This window comes from Corynebacterium frankenforstense (assembly GCF_030211955.1).
GTDB classification, from domain to species: domain Bacteria; phylum Actinomycetota; class Actinomycetes; order Mycobacteriales; family Mycobacteriaceae; genus Corynebacterium; species Corynebacterium frankenforstense_A.
Genome location: NZ_JASODI010000002.1, coordinates 1 through 16,893, shown reverse-complemented (window position 1 = coordinate 16,893; position 16,893 = coordinate 1). Strand labels below are relative to the sequence as shown.

Sequence of the window (16,893 nt, the reverse complement as noted above, 5' to 3'; positions counted from 1 at the left end):
CGGGACTAGAACGCCATCGCCTGGGCGCGGCGCATGACCTCGCGGGCCTTGTGCCCGTGCAGGGCGTCGACGGGGCGCCCGGGCAGGGTGTCGTCCCCGGTGAAGAGGTGACGCAGGATGGCCTCGTCGTCGTAGCCGCCGTCGGAGAGCAGCGCGATGACGCCGGGCACGAACTTGTTGACGCGCCTGGCGTCGAAGAAGACCTCGGGCACGGCGGTCGCGCCGTCGGCGCGCACGGCGATGATCTTGTGCTCCTTGAGCAGGTCGATGACCCTGGTGACCGGCACGTCGAGGCGCTCGGCGGCCTCCTCGAGGAGGAGCAGCGGCTCGTCGGCGGGCAGGGCGTCACGGGAGGTTGTCTGGATACTCACGGCACCGATTCTAAACTGTGCGCCCGCCGCGCGGCCCGCCTCCGGTGTTTGCCGCGGCGCCGCCGTCCCCCATACTGGTAGCCATGAGTCATCTCGAGATCGGCGACATGCTCGAGGGGCGGTACCGCATCGACCACCCCATCGCGCGCGGCGGCATGTCCACCGTCTACCGCTGCGTGGACATGCGTCTCGCGCGCGCGGTCGCCGTGAAGGTGATGGACGACCGCTACGTCGACGACCCCGTCTTCCGCCACCGCTTCCGCCGCGAGGCCCGCGCGATGGCGCAGCTGACGCACCCCAACCTCGTCGGCGTCTACGACTTCGGCTCCGACGGCGACGTGATCTTCCTGGTCATGGAGCTGATCACGGGAGGCACCCTGCGCGAGCTGCTCGCCGAGCGCGGGCCGATGCCCCCGCACGCGGCCGCCGCGGTGATGCGCGCGGTGCTCACGGGGCTCGCGGCCGCGCACGCGGCGGACATGATCCACCGCGACCTCAAGCCGGACAACGTGCTCATCGGCGCGGACCACTCGGTCAAGCTCGCCGACTTCGGCCTGGTGCGCGCCGCGAGCGTGGCCACCGGGCGCACCGACAAGATCGTCGGCACGGCCGCTTACCTCTCGCCCGAGCAGGTGCGCGGCGACGAGCTGACGCCGGCCAGCGACGTCTATTCCGCCGGCGTGATGCTCTTCGAGCTGCTCACGGGCACCACCCCGTTCAACGGGGAGACGGCCCTCGAGCACGCCTACGCGCGCCTCGACGACGACGTGCCCGCCCCGTCGAGCCGCATCAGCGGCGTGCCGGGGCTCTTCGACGAGCTCGTCGCCGGGGCCACCGTGCGCGATCCCGAGCAGCGATTCCGGGACGCCTCCGAGTTCCTGGACGCGCTTGACGACGTCGCGCGGGAGCTGTCGCTGCCGACCTTCCGCGTGCCCGTGCCGCACGACGCCGCCGCGCACCGCGCGGCGGCGGTGCCCACGGACACCACCGGGCTGGCCGGGGTGCTGGCGCCGACCGGTGTGCTCAGCTTCCGCGGCCCGGACCGTCGGGACCCGGACGCCGACGACACGATGCTGCTGCCCGCCGAGGGCGAGGGCGAGGTCGACGAAGGCGGCGACGGGCCCGACGGCTACGGGACCGATGACTACGCCGACGGCTACGGGGCCGACGACCACCCCGGGGAGTGGCGGGACCCGCGCGAGACGCGGTGGGGCGGCCCCGGCGCGCCCGACGGTCCGGTGGGCCCCGGGCCGGGCGGGTACGGCACCGCGCTGCTGCCGGCGGCCGACGGCGACGGGCTCTTCGGTGACGCCAGCTACGGCACCGCAGGCTACCCCGCGGCCGGCCCGGACGGCTACGACGGCACCTACGACGACCGCTCCCCGGACCGCTACGACGACCGCCCCGCCGACTACGACGACTACGACGGCGCGCCGCCGGACGAGGAGGGCCGGGCGACGCGCGCGGAGAAGCCGCTGTCGAACCGCTCGCCGTGGCGACTGGCGGCCTGGCTGACCGTGGTCGCGGTGATCCTCGCGGCCGTCGCCGTGGGCGGCTGGTGGCTGGGCTCGGGCCGCTACGGGGAGATCCCGCAGGTCATCGGGCTGGACCGCTCGAGCGCGGTCGCCCAGGTGGAGGAGGCCGGCTTCTCCGCGGTCACCCGCGAGGTCTACGACGACGACATCCCGGTCGATTTTTCCACGGGCACCGAGCCGGACTTCCCCGACCGCCAGGTCCGCGGCCGGGAGGTCACCGTGCTCGTCTCCCAGGGCCGACCCACCGTGCCCGAGATCCAGGAGGGCGCGAACCCGGCGCGCTACCAACAGCTGCTCTCCGAGCGCACGCTGAACTGGGAGTACGGCGAGGAGGTCCACTCCGACGACGTCGCCGAGGGCGACCTGGCCAAAACCGAGCCGGCCGCCGGCAACGCCGTGCCGGTCGGCTCGATGGTCACGCTTCACCTGAGCAAGGGGCCCGCCCCGGTGGAGGTCCCGCACGTGGCGGGCATGTCCACGCAGCAGGCCACCGAGGTGCTCGAGGGCGCGGGCCTGAAGGTCTCCGGCACGGTGGAGAAGTTCGACGCCGAGACCCCGGCCGGCCACGTGATCACCACCGACCCGCCGACGGGCACCGCCACCACGCGCGGGTCCTCGGTGCAGCTGACGGTCTCCAACGCCGTGGAGGTTCCGGACGTCGTCGGCGAGAAGATCGACGCGGCGCGCACGAAGCTAGCCGACGCAGGCCTGACCGTCGAGGTCAAGCGCGACGACTCGCGCACCGCGGACAGCGCCGACGAGGTGCTGGCGGTCTCTCCCGCGGCCGGCGAGCTCGTCGACCCCGCCGACCCGCGGGTCACCGTCACACTGCCGGGCAAGGTGAAGGTGCCGCGCGTGGTGGGCAAGAAGGCCGCCGACGCCCGCGAGACCATCGAGGAGGCCGGGCTGAAGCCCTCGCCGGCCACCGGCGACGGACGCGTCTACCGCCAGTCGCCGCGCGCGGGCGGCACGGCCTCCCCCGACGACACGGTCAAGCTCTCCACCACGGGCGATTAGCCGCCGCCGGGCCGGTCCCGCCACAGGCCGCACGCCCGGCACGCCCCAGCTCCTCCGCCGGCCCCGGCGCCGGCGATGCAGGCGCCCGGGGTGCCCCAGGCACCCCGGACACGACTACGCCGGCGGTGCACGCACACGCGCACACCGCCGGCGTCGTCAATCACGGCCCCACGCACCGCGCGGGGCCGGGCGCACCTAGCGGCGCAGCATCTCGGCGACCAGGAAGGCCAGCTCGAGGGACTGCTGGGTGTTCAGGCGCGGGTCGACGGCGGACTCGTAGCGGCCCGGCAGGTCGACGTCGGTGATGTCCTCGGCGCCGCCGAGGCACTCGGTGACGTCCTCGCCGGTCAGCTCGATGTGCAGGCCGCCCGGGTGGGTGCCCAGGCTGCGGTGCACCTCGAAGAAGCCCTGGGCCTCGTCGAGGATCTTGTCGAAGTGGCGGGTCTTGTAGCCGTTGGAGGCGGTGAAGGTGTTGCCGTGCATCGGGTCGCACTGCCAGACGACCTTGTGCCCGGACTCCTCGACGGCCTTGACGATGCCCGGCAGGACCTCGCGGACCTTGTCGTAGCCCATGCGCGAGACGAAGGTCAGGCGACCGGGCTCGTAGTTCGGGTCGATGCGGTCGGCGTAGGCGACGGCCTCCTCCGGGGTGATCGTCGGGCCGATCTTCAGGCCGACCGGGTTGGCGATCAGGGCGGCGAAGTTGATGTGGAAGTCGTCGAGGCCGCGGGTGCGCTCGCCGATCCACAGCTGGTGGGCGGAGAGGTCCCACAGGCGCAGGCGGCCGTCCTCGTCCTCGTGCAGGCGCAGCATGGCGCGCTCGTAGTCGGCCAGCAGCGCCTCGTGCGAGCAGAAGACCTCCGCGGTGCGCAGCGAGGAGTCGTCGACCTGGCAGGCCTGCATGAAGCGCAGGCCGCGCTCGATCTCCTTGGCCAGCGCCTCGTAGCGCGCGCCGGCCGAGGACTTTGCGACGAACTGGCGGTTCCACTCGGTGACCCGGTAGAGGTCCGCGGTGCCCGAGGCGGTCAGGGCGCGCACGAGGTTCATCGCCGCACCGGCGTTGGCGTAGGCGCGCACCATGCGGGCCGGGTCGTGGCGGCGGGCCTCCTCGGTGGGGGCCACGCCGTTGACGATGTCGCCGCGGTAGTTGAGCAGCCCGTTGGCGTCGTGGTCCGAGGAGCGCGGCTTGGCGTACTGGCCGGCGATGCGGGCGACCTTGATGACCGGGGTCGAGGCGCCGTAGGTCAGCACGACGGCCATCTGCAGCAGCGTCTTGATGTTGGCGCGGATGTGCGGCTCGGTATTCGACTCGAAGGTCTCGGCGCAGTCACCGCCCTGCAGCAGGAAGGCCTTGCCGTTGGCGACGTCGGCCAGCTGCTTCTTCAGGCCGTAGACCTCGGGGGCGACCACCACGGGCGGCACCGACTCGAGGATCTTGCGCACCTGGTCGGCGTCGCGCCGGTCCCAGTTCGGCTGCTGGTGGGCCTCACGGGAGATGACGTCCTCCCACGCCTCCCTGATGCCGTCCGGCAACGGCGGCAGATCCGGCAGGGCTTCTTTGGGGATGTCTACAGTCCAGCTCACGCGATTCATTAAAGCATGTTGGCTCCGAAAGGAATCAACCGCGTCACCCGGCGCCGCCTCCGCGCAGCACGCGGTTGTCCTCGCCGAGGGGCAGCGCGGCCACGCAGCGGCGGAACTTCACCAGGTTGAACCGGGCGTCGACCAGGGCGTCGTGGGTGCCGCGCGGCGGATCGGGCAGGCCGGGCCGGCCGGCCATCTCCCAGAGCTGCTTGAGCTCGCGGGTGTAGCGCGGCATCGAGCGCGGCAGCCCGGACATGTCGCCCCACAGCTGGGCGAGCACGACGTGGTCGTAGGCGCCGACCCAGGCCCACAGCTCGGGGTGCAGCCGCTCGCGGCGCGGCACGCCCTCCCCGCCGGTGAGGAACTCCGTCAGGTCGCTGCGGATGCGGGCGCGCGGGCGCCAGGCGCGGTCCTCGGGCGGGGGCAGCTGCGGCAGCACGTGCTCGCGCACCCACGGGTTGGCCCGGGACGGGTCGAACTCGGTGGAGACGGCGTAGAACTCGCGGCCGTCCTCGGCGACCACACCGATGGAGACCAGCTCGATGACCCGACCGTCCTCCAGGAACTCGGTGTCGTAGAAGTACCGCAACGGCCTGCCCGCTTCCTTTACTCGTCGTCCGTGTCTCGTCTCGGCGGTTCGGCCGCCCGCCCACCTCGCTGCGGGGCCGGAGACGGTGGCCGTGCTCACAGTCTAGCGGCCACGTCCCACCGCGTGGACGACCAGGCGCGCGCCGGTCACACCTGGGGCGGGCCGGGGCGTCGTCAGACGTGGCCGGGCACCCTATACTCACCCGGGTGAGCACCGTTCCCGTCCCCGAGCCCACCGCACGCCGCGACCGCCCGATCTCCGGGCCGCCGCGCGGCCTGCTGACCTTCGGCGCGGTCGCCGCCGTGGTCGTCGCGGTCTACTGGATGATCGACATGCGCGCGCTGCGCGGCGGCGAGGGACTGATGTGGCGCAGGCTCGTGGACTTCGGCGTCTACCGCGGCGGCGGCGACGCCTACGCGGAGGGCCTGCCGATCTACTCGATGGGCTTCGAGACCCAGGGCATCGAGCTGCCCTTCACCTATCCCCCGCTGGCGGCCGCGCTCTTCGCCCCGCTGCGGCTGCTGCCGCTCGGCCTCGGCGGCGCGTTGCTCAACCTCGCGAGCGCCGTGGTGCTGTGGGTGGTCATCGCGCTGTTCCTGCGTTCCGCCACCCCGCTTGACGACGTCGCGTCGCGCCGCTGGGCGCTGGTTGCCGCGCCCGTCTGCGCGTTCCTGGAGCCCGCCTCGCAGACCTTCGACTTCGGCCAGGTCAACATCCTGCTCATGGGGCTCGTCGCCTACGACGCCCTGGGCCGCGGGCGCGTGCCGCGCGGGATACTCGCCGGCCTGGCCGCCGCGGTGAAGCTGACCCCGGCCGTCTTCGGCCTGTACTTCCTGCTGCGCCGCGACTGGGCCGGCGCGGCGCGCATGGTGGCCACCGCCGTGGCGCTCACCCTCCTCTCGGCCCTGCCGGACGTCGCGGTGTGGAAGGAGTACTGGTTCTCCGCGCTCGGCTCCCCGGAGCGCATCGGCGGACTGGCGTACTCGACCAACCAGTCGGCCACCGGCATGATCGTGCGCCTGACCGGCGACCGGCAGACCGGGGTGTGGCTGGTGGCCGTGGCGACCACCATCGCCGCGGTCACCGTCGCCGGTATCCTGCTCGCCCGCCGGGCCCGGGGCGCGGCGGCGCTCGGCGCGGCGGCCACGACCGGGGCCGGTGCCGGGGTCCCTGAGGCCGGTGCCGCCGAGGCCGCGAAGCGCGCGCGGCCGCGCGGGGCGGCCGCCGGCACGCTCGTGCTTGTCTCGCTGATCGCGCTGGTCTGCTCGCCGGTCTCCTGGTCGCACCACTGGGTGTGGCTGATCCCCGCCGCGCTGGTCACCGCGCTCTCCGGCACCCTTACCGGACGGATCTGGGCCGGGCTGGCCGTTGTCGCGATGGCCGTGCAGCCGCACACCTGGCTGCCGCGCGGCAGCGACGTCGAGCTGGCCTGGTCCGCCTGGCAGCACCTGGCCGGCTCCAGCTACCTGCTGCTGGCCGTCGCCCTGATCGTGCTCGCACTTCTCAGCCCGCGCGTGCTGCTGTGGCCGCAGGCCGCGGGCGCCCCGGCGCCCGCCACGCGCCAGGAGTGAGGGAAACGCCCGCGGTGGGTGCCGCGGGCGTCGTCAGTTGGGGGGGGTTCAGTGCCTGCGGGCGCGCTCGCCGGGGACGGGGACGAACATCGCGGCGATGATGAGGACCACCGCGACCGAGCCGACGAGCTCCTTGTGGAACTCGAGGGCGGCGAGGATGACGTAGGCCAGCGTGAAGGCGACGACGAGGGCCAGCCTGACGATGACGATCTTCTTGGCCTTGTCAGTCATGGTGTCGCCTCCCGGTGGGCTGTCCGATTCGCTGTGCGCCCTCGGCTCGCGGGGCGCTGTGGTGCACCCGGGCGAGGATACGCTGCCGCAGCGGCTCGATGGGCGGCGGCTTGAGCGACCAGCCGATCACCGGCACCCGGGCCAGCGCCCAGAGGACGAAGGAGCCGAGCGCGGCAGCCAGCATGCCGATGACCAACCACACGCCGGTACGGGTGGCGAACCCGCCGCTGCCGGTGCCGATCTCCATGCCGTCGGTGGCCAGGAACATCGGGGTGAAGATCAGCGTCAGCGCGATCGGGTGGCCCAGGTAGATCGGCAGGGTGTGGCGGCCGACGAACTGCAGGAAGCCCGAGACGAACGGGACCTTCGACAGTGCGAGCGCGCCGAGGACGGCGGCCGGGAGCATGAGCATCTGGCCGACGGCGCGCACGACGATCCACATCTCGTCGGGGCGGATGACCGCGCCCGGCCACAGCGGCCAGGCCACCGGGTCGAGGCCGAAGTCGGCGACCAGGCGCCACAGCGCGTAGACGGCGAAGCCGGCGATGTAGAGCGCGACCGAGGCGACGACCTTGACCGGGGCGACCGGCTCGGTGGCGAACTGGCGGATGGCCAGGCTGAAGTGGACGCCGACCATGAACACTGGCAGGAACATGATCGCCTGGGCCACCGCCGTGAACTCCTGGTTGAGCGGCAGGATCAGCAGCGGGGTCAGCGTCAGGGCGAGCGCGGCCCACCGCGGCAGACGGCGGGTGGCCCACAGGAAGACGTTGAAGGCGATCAGGGCCCAGAGGAACCAGTACATGTTCTCGCTGGAGACGACCGCCGCGATATAGGTGCCGGGCCCGGGCATCTCCTGGTCGAAGAGGAGCTCCCACTGGTGGCGCTTGAGCGACATCTCCACCGGCGTCCACAGCACGTAGGGCACGATGAAGAACCAGAGGCGGCGGCAGAAGAGCTCGCTGAAGGTCATCTGCATGACCTTCGCGGAGAACAGGCCGCTGACGAGGAAGAACAGGCACATCCGCAGCGGGTCGAGGACGTGGTTGACGCCCGCGATCGCGGTCTCCATGCCGTTGGGGACCTCGAGGCAGACGTGCAGGACGACCACGCCGATGATCGACAGGCCCTTAGCCACGTCCGGCCAGGCCAGGCGCACTTTCTTACGCTCGGGAGCCACGGCGGAGAGCCCGGTGGCGGGCCGGGACGCGTGGATCATGGGGCTCCCTCGAGGTGGCTGTGCTGGACCTGTCGCGGCGGATTCGGTGCCGCGCGTGGGGCACAGGATAGCCGCAGGAACCCTTGCAGGGAAAATGGCTCGGCGGCCCCGGGGCATGCGGGCCGGTTTATCCGGCTCCGCGAACGCCCTGGTTGACGGGGTGCCGGGGCGCGTGCGGGGCCCGGCGGGGGCCGCCCCCGCGGTGGAGTGCGGAGTGCTGCCCACCGCTTGGCGGCGCGGGCCACCTGTGCCCTAGTCGGCGCCCTTCTCGGAGGACTTCTCCGCGGCCTTCTCGGCGGCTTTCTCTGCGTCCTTGACGGCGTGTTCGCCGTTCTTCGGGTAGTGGCCGGGGCGGCGGGCGGCCGGGTCGCCCTTCGGCTCGGTGCTGGCCGGGTAGCCCTTGCCGGCCTCGAGCGAGGCGCGCACCTCGGAGGCGTAGGCGTCGACGTACTCGTAGCCGGTGATCTTGGAGAGCGTGTGCATGACGTAGTCGGTCAGCGCGCGGGCGGTCTCGTGGTCGGCCGGGTCCATGCGGCGGTTGCGCGCCCAGGCCAGCGGGTCGATGCCGGCGCCGACGATCGCGCGGACCTTGTGCGGCCGCGGGAAGGTGGTGCCGATCGGGTTGGCCTTGCGGGTGTCGACCATGCCGACCGGGATGATGGTCTCGCCGGTGGACAGGGCGATGCGCGCCATGCCGGTGTGGCCCTTGTAGATGCGGCCGTCGGGCGAGCGGGTGCCCTCCGGGTAGATACAGAACAAGTCGCCGCGGTCGAAGACCTTCTGGGCCGCCGCGGCCATAGTCTCGCCGGCGCCCTTGGCCTGGCGGTCGACGGGGACCTGGCCGACGGTGGTGAAGAACCAGCGCTTGATCGCGCCCTTGATCCCCTTGCCGGTGAAGTACTCCTTCTTGGCCGGGTGGGTCAGCTGGCGGTCGCACAGCAGCGGGAAGTAGAAGGAGTCCATGACCGCCTGGTGCGAGGAGGCCAGAATCGCGGAGCCCTCCTCCGGGATGTTCTGCCCGTTTTCCAGGACCGGACGGTTCCACACCCGCAGGAACGGCCCCATCAGGATGTGCTTGAACGTCCAGTACCACTTGTTATGCATAGCTCTCCCTCGTTGCCCCGCGCCGGCGCGGGGGTTTCGGCGGTCGGAGTGCACGCGTTGCGCTCCTTGAGGTCACGTGCCCGCGCTGCCCCGTGCTTCTGCGACACGGCCACGTTGGCCACATGGTCGCACGAACCAGGTCACGCTCGCGCGGCGCGACGCGCCAGATCGGACACACCGATCATACCCGCGTCGGCGCCCAGCTCCGCGACTGCCACGCGCGCGGTGGGCCGGTAGCCGGTGCCCACCACCCCGGACTCGAAGGTCTCGATCGCCTCGGGCAGGTAGAGGTCGGCGTCGCGGGAGACCCCGCCGCCGAGCAGGATCAGCTCCGGGTCGAAGAGGTCGCCGATCACGGAGAGGCCCTGGCCGAACCAGTCGGAGAAGTCGTCGACGACGGCCTTGCCGGCCGGGTCCCCGGCACGGGCGGCGGCCATGACCTGCTCGCCGGTCACGGCCGAGGGGTCGCGGCGGACGTGCTCGGCCAGCTTGGAGCCGTGGAAGCGGTGCGAGTGGACGATCTCGACGGCACTGACGACGAGCGCGGTGCCCGAGCAGTAGCGCTCCAGGCAGCCGAGCTTGCCGCAGGGGCAGCGCCGCCCGCCCGGCACCACGGTCAGGTGGCCGAGCTCCGGGGCGGTGCCGTAGGCGCCGCGGAAGATCTCGCCGTCGTGCATCTGGGCGGTGCCGATGCCGGTGCCCACAGCGAAGAGCACCCAGTCGCGCACGCCCGTCGCGGCGCCGAAGCGGTACTCGCCCCAGGCCGCGGAGTTCGCGTCGTGCTCGAGCCGCACCGGCAGCCCCAGGCGGTCGGCCAAGGTGCGGCGCACCGGCGCGTCGCGCCACGGCAGGTGCGGGGCGAAGCGGACGGTCTCGCACTCGGCGTCGAGGAAGCCGGCGACGGCCACGCCGACGGCCTCGATGCGGTTGCGCGCGGAGAGCTCGCCGACGAGCCGGACGATACCGTCCTCGAGGCCCGTGGCGGTACCCGAGGAGGCCATGGCCGCGGAGTCGACGATGTGGCCCTCGGCGTCGACGACGGCGGCACGCAGGTTGGTGCCCCCGATGTCGAAGCCGACGGTGAGGCCCGAAAGGGCCTGGGCGTCGGTGCGCGGGCTCGCGATCATGTGCGGCTGGACCTTTCCGGTCGGGTCAGGGTTTCGGTTCGCCTCAGGACCCCGCAGCTGCGGGGTCGCGTTCGGTCAAAGTGGAAATTATAGGCCAGGGCCCTCCCCCAGCCCCAACGCGCGACGCAGACGGAGGTCCATCTCACCGCGGCTCCAGGCGCCCTCTGCGTGGGCGCGGCCGGCCCGGCCCATCCGCGCGCGGCGCTCCGGGTCCGAGAGCAGCCCGACGAGCGCCTCCTCGATGGCCGGCAGGTCGCAGCCGTCGACGACGACGCCGGTCTCCGGGGTGACGGTCTCTGGCGCGCCGCCCGAGCGCCCGGCGAGCACGGGCACGCCGCTGGACTGCGCCTCGAGGTAGACGATGCCGAGCCCCTCGACGTCGAGGCCGCCGAAGCGGGTGCGCGCGGGCATGGCGGCCACGTCCGCGGCGGCGAGCAGGGCGCGCATGCGGTCGAAGTCGAGCGGGCCGGTCAACTCCACGCCTTCCCCGGCACGGCGGGCGAGGATGCGTAGGGTGGACTCGTAGCGGCCGCGGCCGACGACCAGCAGGCGGGCGCCGGGCACCTTGCCGCGCACGGCCGGCCAGGCGCGGATCAGCTGGTCCTGGCCCTTGCGCGGCACCAGGCGGGAGATGACCACCACCAACGGCGCGTCCGCGCCGACGCCGAAGGAGGCGCGCACGTCGGCCCGCGCGGCGTCGTCAATCGGGCGGAAGAGGTCAGTGTCCACGCCGGAGGGCAGGTGGACGAGTTCGGTTCCGCTCAGCAGGCGCGCGAGGCGACGGAGGGTGTAGTCGGAGATGTAGGTGACGACGTCGGCGCGGCGGAAGATGCGGCGCAGCAGCCGGCGCGCGCCCGGCAGCATGGACCAGCCGACCTCGTGGCCGTGGGTGGTGGCGACGATGCGCCGCGCGCCGGCGCGACGGGCGGCGTCGGCGAGCAGACCCAGGGGCGCGGCGGCACCGAACCAGACGGTCTCGGCGCCCTCCTCGACGATCACGCGGGCCATTTCGCGCGCTGTGGCCGGGGTGGGCAGCATGACGCGGCGCGGCCAGCGGTGCACGCGGTAGCCGACGGCGGCGTCGTGGGCGCGGGCGGCCTCGGCGTCCTGGGTGGAGGCGAAGACGGCGATCTCGTCGGCGCCGAGGTGCTCGACGAAGTCACGCAGGTAGGACTGGATGCCGCCGACGGTCGGCGGGAAGTCGTTGGTGACCAGCAGGACCTTGGACATGCAGTCTGTGCGAGCCTCCGGAGGGGGTACGGGTCAGTAGCGGGACGCGCCGGCGAAGGGCATCGAGTCGACGGAGACGACCTGGACCGGGATGCCGTAGTCCGAGGCGTGGACGACCTGGCCGTTGCCGATGTACATGGCGACGTGGGTGACGCCCGGGTAGTAGCCGACGATGTCGCCGGGCTGCAGGTCCGCGCGCGAGACGGGCGTGCCGCCGGCGATCTGGGCCTGCGAGGTGCGCGGGATCGACTTGCCCTGCTGCTGGTAGGCCCAGAACATCAGGCCGGAGCAGTCGAAGGCGTCGGGGCCGGCGGCACCCCAGCTGTAGGGCGAGCCCAGCTTACTCAGCGCGGCGCCGACCACGCCCTCGGCGGCGGCCGGGTCGAGGGTCGGGGCGAGCGGGCCGTACTTGCTCTCCCAGCGGGCGCGGGCCTCCTCGTCGAGGCCGTCGATGCGCTCGCTGAGCTCGGCGGTGCGCGCCTCGAGCTCCTCCTTCTCCTCGTTGAGGTCCTCGAGCTGGATGGCCAGGCGGTTGCTGCGGTACTCGGCCTCCGCGCGGGCGCGGGCGGCGCGGTCGCGCTCCCGGTCGGCGGTGGCGGTGGCGTCCTCGAGGGCCTTGACCGACTTCTCGGCCTGGCGGCCCAGGGTCGACAGGTAGGCGGAGCGGTCGAGGGCCATCTGCGGGTTGTCGGCGCCGAGCACGCTCACCGCGTCGCCGGTGGAGCTGCCGCGGTAGCGGGAGCCGGCGACAAGGTCGACGCCCTCGCGGGCTGCGCGCTCCTCGGCCAGGGCGCGGTCGGCGGCCTCGCGGGTCGCGGCGACCTTGCCGTCGAGCTCGTCGACGCTGCGGCGGGACTCCTCGACCTGGTCCTCGAGGTCCTTGACCTCCTCGTTCTTCGCGGAGGCCTCCTGGGAGAGCTCGTCCATCTCGGAGAGGAGGTCGTCGACCTCGTCGGCCTGGGCGACGTGGGCAGAGCCGCCGAGGACGGCGAGGACGCCGACGACGGACAGGCCGCGTCGAATGAAGTGAGAGCGCACGGGGGCTACCTCCGGGAAGGCGGGACGAAAACTTAGGGCACGCGGGTCCGCCGTGGTCGGCCGAGGTGCCTGCGGCTTCGGTCGGGGTTCCGGGCGGGGTCCGGTGGGCCGGTCGGCCCGGTCGGATTCCGGTCGGTCCGGAACGGGGACGCTGTGCGTGGACAAAGAGAGACTATAGCCTGCAAGGTCACGGAACGTTAACGGGAACCGGGACGTCGTGACCGGTGTGAAAATTGAGGTCAGAGGGGTGCGCCGGCGGGCGGCCGCGCCAGCGACTGCTCGGCCGCAACGCCGACACAAAGCCCGACCGCGACGCCGACGCTGGCGCCGGTGCCGAGCCCGACCGCGACGCCAACGCCGATGCCGAGGCGGACACTGACGGCGACGCCGACGCCGAGGCGACCCTCTGAAACTGACGCCGACCCCGGACAGCACGAAACCCCCGCCCCGGGACGTACCCGGGATGCGGGGGCCTGCGACACGCTCACCGACCGCTTGCCTCGGCCGGTGGCGTCAGTGACGCGGGGTCCTGACTCTTAGAAGCGGACCGCGTTGTTGAACGGCATGTAGTCGAGCGTGCGGACGCCGACCGGGGTGCCGGAGTTCAGGGCGTCGATGATCTTGCCGTCACCGATGTAGATGCCCACGTGGGAGGCACCGCCGTAGAAGGAGACGATGTCACCCGGCTGCAGGTCGTTGTAGGCGACCGGGGTGCCCGCGGAGGCCTGGGCCTGCGAGGTGCGCGGGATCTGCTTGCCGACCTGGGCGTAGACCCAGGAGGTGAACCCGGAGCAGTCGAAGGCGTTCGGGCCGGCGGCGCCGTAGACGTACGGCGAGCCGATCTTGGACTGCGCGATCTCGACGATGCGCTGGCTCTGGGAAGCCGGGGCGGCCGAGCCGGCGGCGGTGTTGTTCTGGACGACGTAGTCGCTGTAGCCCGGGACCTCCTGGATGCCCGGAACGTTCTCGAGGCCCGGAACGTCGACGGTGTAGCCGGCGTTCGGGATCTGGACCTCGGCGGCGCCCGCGACGGCGGGGCTGATGGCGGTGGCGCCCATCGCGACGGCGGTGGAGGCAATGGCGATACGGCGGGTGGTCTTGGTCTGCCGACGGTGCTTAGCCACGAATGATTCTCCCAATCTCAAGTCTTGCTCTCGCGTACCGGTCCCGAAGGTTGTTGGTTCTTCGCGGAGCGCGGCTTGGCTTCTTCGTTCGTTTCATGCATCCGGGGCGTTCCCCCGGCGGCAAGGTCTCGATCAGGTTACGAAACGGCAACAAGTCGTGTCCAACCGACAGGCAAACACGAAGCCGTTATCGGTCCGTTATCAAATCGCGACACTTCCTACACCAACCTCGACCACCGACCCTCACTTCCGCTGACACATCAGCGAAATAGGCCCGTGTACTGCATGAACGGCGCGGAAAATTGACGACCCCGCGCATGCATGCGCGTCGCCGAAAATGTGCGGGCATGCATCCGAACGAATATTGTGCGCTTCGTCACACATGCCCCGCGGAGCTTCAAAATGGACCTTTTCGGCCGTCTCGGGGAGCACTCCCCACGACGGTTGCAGACCCCGATCCGGTTACGTAACGATGCCGTCCGATCCTGTCACATCGGATCCTGGCTCATTGCGGCTCCTCCCCGACGCGATCCCGCCTCAGGCGCTGAATCTCAGGCACTGAAGAGGGTCGGCCGGCCGCCGGCCGTTTCCGGGCCGCCGCCTCCCGGCGCTCGACCTCCCGGCGCTCCGCTTCCAGGCGCTCCCCCGCCGAGCTCACCGTCTTCGGGATCGGTGTCGTCGAAGGTGTCATTTTCCCCGTAGAGGTCCCTGACGGCACCACCGGACCACCCGGATGCGTCTCCGCCATAGCTCCCGGCCGCTCCCTCTCCCGCTTCCTCGGCGTGACAGTCCTCGTAGTCGGCCATCCACGTCTCCTCCTCATCGGAGACAGACTTCTTCTGGTACCTCCTCCTGATCCGCTCGCCCGCGGACGTCGACGCCATCTCGGTCTCGTTGACGATCACGTTGGTCGTGTCCGAGGACACCGCCGGTGGGGTGTGCCCCACTCGCCCGGTCTCCGGATCCCGCTCGGCCCAGCCGCGCGAGGCATACCTGTCCCGCTTGTCGTTGTTGTCTCCGTGGTGGTCCTTACATCGGAACGTCAGGTTCTCGATGTCGGTGCGCCCACCGTTCAACCACGCGACCAGGTGATGGAGTTCGGACTCGTCGGCTGACGCGGTACACCCCGGATAGGAACAGACCTGGTCTCTGGCGAATACCGCGACTTTTTGGACGAAGCTCGCCGGTCTTCGTGCCCTACCCGCGATCAGCGGGTTGCCGTCGGTTCCGTGCAGGACCACGAAGTCGTGCGCCCCGGCTTTGAGCACAATCAAGTCAAAGAGCCTGACCTGCACCCCAGTGTTCGTCGGGAAGGTCTTCCCCCAGAGTCGGCCGGCGGCCTCCGGATCCATCACCGCCGTGCCGGCGGCCATGTCGATGTTCGTGAGATCTTCCGCGACAAGCGACGCGACGATGCTCGCGCACCCGGTGTTGCAGGTCTGGCCCGACGCGTAGGCGGTGGCCATGTGCAGGAACAGGTCCGCCCTGCGCTGGCCCGGGGTGCGCCGGTCCGGCACGCCCCGCTCGCCACAGCCGGGACCGTGCGTAGCGGCTACGCCGGACAGGCCCGGAATAGACAGCCCGGAGAGGTCCACGGTGTCATCGCCCTCGCCCGGTCGGTCGAAGCCCGGCTTCACCTTGATGAAGAGGTGCTTGAGTACGGCCACGGTGGCCGGCGGGATGTAGCCCTTGATCCAGGCGCCGCCGTCCGCGTAAGGCTCCGACATCCAGGGCCAACGGTCCATGTAGGCGGTCAGCGGGTCGCGGAAGGCGCCGTTAGCCTCTGCTACGCGGGCGCGCAGCCAGTCGCGCAGATCCTCCGGTCCGCGCTTGTCGGCCTCCTCCACAGCGAGGCGACGCAGCTCCTCCGCACCGACGCTGGCGCCGTCCTTGAGACTGCGCAGCTCGTTGTTGATGATGCGCAGTTCCTCAGCCGCGAGCTTCTTCTCACGGGCCCGACGGTTGGCCTCCCGACGGTCGGCCTCAGCCTTGCGCCGGCGCTCCTCCGCGGCCCGGCACTCAGCCTTCTTCCGCTCAGCCTCTTCCTTCTCTTTGCGTGCGCGCTCAGCCCGCTCCGCTTCTTCTCGTTCCCGCTCGACGCTCTCGCGTTCCTCGCGTTCTCTGCGGGCACGCTCGGAGGCGTCCTCCGCGTCCCTGCCGACCCCACCAGGGACGGCGTCGTCATCGGCACCACGACCGGCCCCAGCCGCATCGGCGGATCCCGGCTGTTGGCCCGGACCAGAATCCTCGCCCGACCCCGAACCATCCGACTCCGGCTCCGAGGAGGGATCGCCCACATCCGGGCCATCAACATCCAGACCATCCGTCTCCTGCGCCGGAGCGGGGCCCGCCGGACGGGCCGGGCCGTAGATGTTCTCCGCCCCGTCCACGCGCGCGGGCCTCACGACGGGTCAGGTCGAAGATCTCCGCGGGGAAGAGGTCCACGCGGCGCGTCCCCGTCAGGTTGCCCGCGTGATGCAGGCCGGCGAGATGGGCCACGGCGTCGTCCACAGCGGTCTTGGACCCCTGCGTCTTCTCCAGGTCGATCAGAGAGGGCAGCATCGCGGTGAACTCCCGGGCCTCCACCGACGGGCCGATCAGGTCCGCGAGCTCCCCGTAGGCGCCCGAGATCGTCTGCACAAGAGAGGCGGCCCGACGGACACGCGGAGTCGCCGGCCCAGCACGGGCGGCACCGGCGAGGGTCGAAGCGGTCACGGTCATCGGGGTCACCTCCCGGGGCCTCGATACCGGGGCGGCCGCGTCGCGACCGATTGAATTCCCCCCGAACTGTCGTTGTCTGCCCACCAACTTCCAGGCACATGCGTTCGATCGCAAGGGTTTTCGATTGATCGACTTTTACCAGCGCATACGCGGCTAAAACAGCCCTACGTACCCCATCCGCGGATAGACATCGCCGCCGATACCCGACCCGGATCGACCCACATGCAGATCCCCCGCCCCGTGGCCCACGAGAATAGAGCTCACTCCCCCCGCCGCTAGTCCCCATCCCGAGCCCATCCTCCGCCCCCTCGGCAATCAGCCGTCCTCCGACCCAAACCAAACCCCACCCCCACCCAAGCGCGGACAGCCCGCCTGCCCGCCGGATGCGCCGGATGTGCCAGCATCGGCGCCCCACCCTCCCCCACACACGAG

Annotated in this window: 15 protein-coding genes; 3 read left to right on the top strand and 12 right to left on the bottom strand. The window is 71.6% G+C overall.

Features of this window, described 5'->3' with window-relative positions; all coding sequences use genetic code 11:
* Positions 1-5: 5 nt before the first annotated feature.
* Positions 6-371 (bottom strand): Rv2175c family DNA-binding protein, encoded by a 366-nt coding sequence (locus tag QP119_RS01155; RefSeq protein WP_284773092.1) that lies wholly within the window; start codon positions 369-371, stop codon positions 6-8.
* A gap of 83 nt (positions 372-454) precedes the next feature.
* Between QP119_RS01155 and QP119_RS01150 the strand changes: the two genes are divergently transcribed.
* The gene (locus QP119_RS01150; protein WP_284773090.1) at positions 455-2,923 is read left to right on the top strand and encodes a protein kinase domain-containing protein; all 2,469 of its coding nucleotides are present in this window, start codon (positions 455-457) and stop codon (positions 2,921-2,923) included.
* 195 nt (positions 2,924-3,118) lie between these two features.
* Here the strand turns inward: QP119_RS01150 and QP119_RS01145 are convergent, their stop codons facing one another.
* Complete coding sequence (locus QP119_RS01145; RefSeq protein WP_284773088.1) at positions 3,119-4,507, bottom strand: class II 3-deoxy-7-phosphoheptulonate synthase; 1,389 nt, start codon at positions 4,505-4,507, stop codon at positions 3,119-3,121.
* A 43-nt stretch (positions 4,508-4,550) separates the two neighbouring features.
* Positions 4,551-5,096, bottom strand: a complete 546-nt coding sequence (locus QP119_RS01140) for a polyadenylate-specific 3'-exoribonuclease AS (RefSeq protein ID WP_284773087.1) — start codon at positions 5,094-5,096, stop codon at positions 4,551-4,553.
* A gap of 206 nt (positions 5,097-5,302) precedes the next feature.
* Between QP119_RS01140 and QP119_RS01135 the strand changes: the two genes are divergently transcribed.
* Positions 5,303-6,667: a glycosyltransferase 87 family protein gene (locus QP119_RS01135; RefSeq protein WP_284773086.1), complete on the top strand. Its 1,365-nt coding sequence runs from the start codon at positions 5,303-5,305 to the stop codon at positions 6,665-6,667.
* Between the two features lie 48 nt (positions 6,668-6,715).
* Here QP119_RS01135 and QP119_RS01130 read toward each other — a convergent pair whose 3' ends face one another.
* From QP119_RS01130 to QP119_RS01105, 6 genes are all read right to left on the bottom strand, one after another.
* Complete coding sequence (locus QP119_RS01130; protein ID WP_284773085.1) at positions 6,716-6,898, bottom strand: hypothetical protein; 183 nt, start codon at positions 6,896-6,898, stop codon at positions 6,716-6,718.
* The gene (locus QP119_RS01125) at positions 6,891-8,117 is read right to left on the bottom strand and encodes an acyltransferase family protein (RefSeq protein ID WP_284773084.1); all 1,227 of its coding nucleotides are present in this window, start codon (positions 8,115-8,117) and stop codon (positions 6,891-6,893) included. Before QP119_RS01125 ends, QP119_RS01130 begins: the two co-directional genes overlap by 8 nt.
* Positions 8,118-8,369: 252 nt before the next feature.
* Positions 8,370-9,221 carry a lysophospholipid acyltransferase family protein gene (locus QP119_RS01120; RefSeq protein WP_284773083.1) on the bottom strand — a complete coding sequence of 284 codons (852 nt, stop codon included), beginning with the start codon at positions 9,219-9,221 and terminating at the stop codon, positions 8,370-8,372.
* A gap of 140 nt (positions 9,222-9,361) precedes the next feature.
* Entirely contained in the window at positions 9,362-10,348 is a 987-nt protein-coding gene (locus QP119_RS01115) for an ROK family protein (RefSeq protein ID WP_284773081.1), read from the bottom strand.
* Positions 10,349-10,435: 87 nt separating this feature from the next.
* On the bottom strand, positions 10,436-11,578 hold the full coding sequence (locus tag QP119_RS01110; protein WP_284773080.1) for a glycosyltransferase family 4 protein: 1,143 nt from the start codon (positions 11,576-11,578) through the stop codon (positions 10,436-10,438).
* A gap of 33 nt (positions 11,579-11,611) precedes the next feature.
* Positions 11,612-12,616 (bottom strand): NlpC/P60 family protein, encoded by a 1,005-nt coding sequence (locus tag QP119_RS01105; RefSeq protein ID WP_284773078.1) that lies wholly within the window; start codon positions 12,614-12,616, stop codon positions 11,612-11,614.
* A 233-nt stretch (positions 12,617-12,849) separates the two neighbouring features.
* Between QP119_RS01105 and QP119_RS01100 the strand changes: the two genes are divergently transcribed.
* Complete coding sequence (locus tag QP119_RS01100; RefSeq protein WP_284773077.1) at positions 12,850-13,026, top strand: hypothetical protein; 177 nt, start codon at positions 12,850-12,852, stop codon at positions 13,024-13,026.
* 126 nt (positions 13,027-13,152) lie between these two features.
* Here QP119_RS01100 and QP119_RS01095 read toward each other — a convergent pair whose 3' ends face one another.
* From QP119_RS01095 to QP119_RS01085, 3 genes are all read right to left on the bottom strand, one after another.
* Complete coding sequence (locus tag QP119_RS01095) at positions 13,153-13,740, bottom strand: C40 family peptidase (protein WP_284773076.1); 588 nt, start codon at positions 13,738-13,740, stop codon at positions 13,153-13,155.
* Positions 13,741-14,291: 551 nt separating this feature from the next.
* A complete protein-coding gene (locus QP119_RS01090; RefSeq protein ID WP_284773075.1) occupies positions 14,292-16,037 on the bottom strand; it encodes an HNH endonuclease signature motif containing protein in 1,746 nt (581 codons plus the stop codon).
* A gap of 10 nt (positions 16,038-16,047) precedes the next feature.
* A complete protein-coding gene (locus QP119_RS01085) occupies positions 16,048-16,461 on the bottom strand; it encodes a hypothetical protein (RefSeq protein ID WP_284773073.1) in 414 nt (137 codons plus the stop codon).
* Positions 16,462-16,893: the final 432 nt, after the last annotated feature.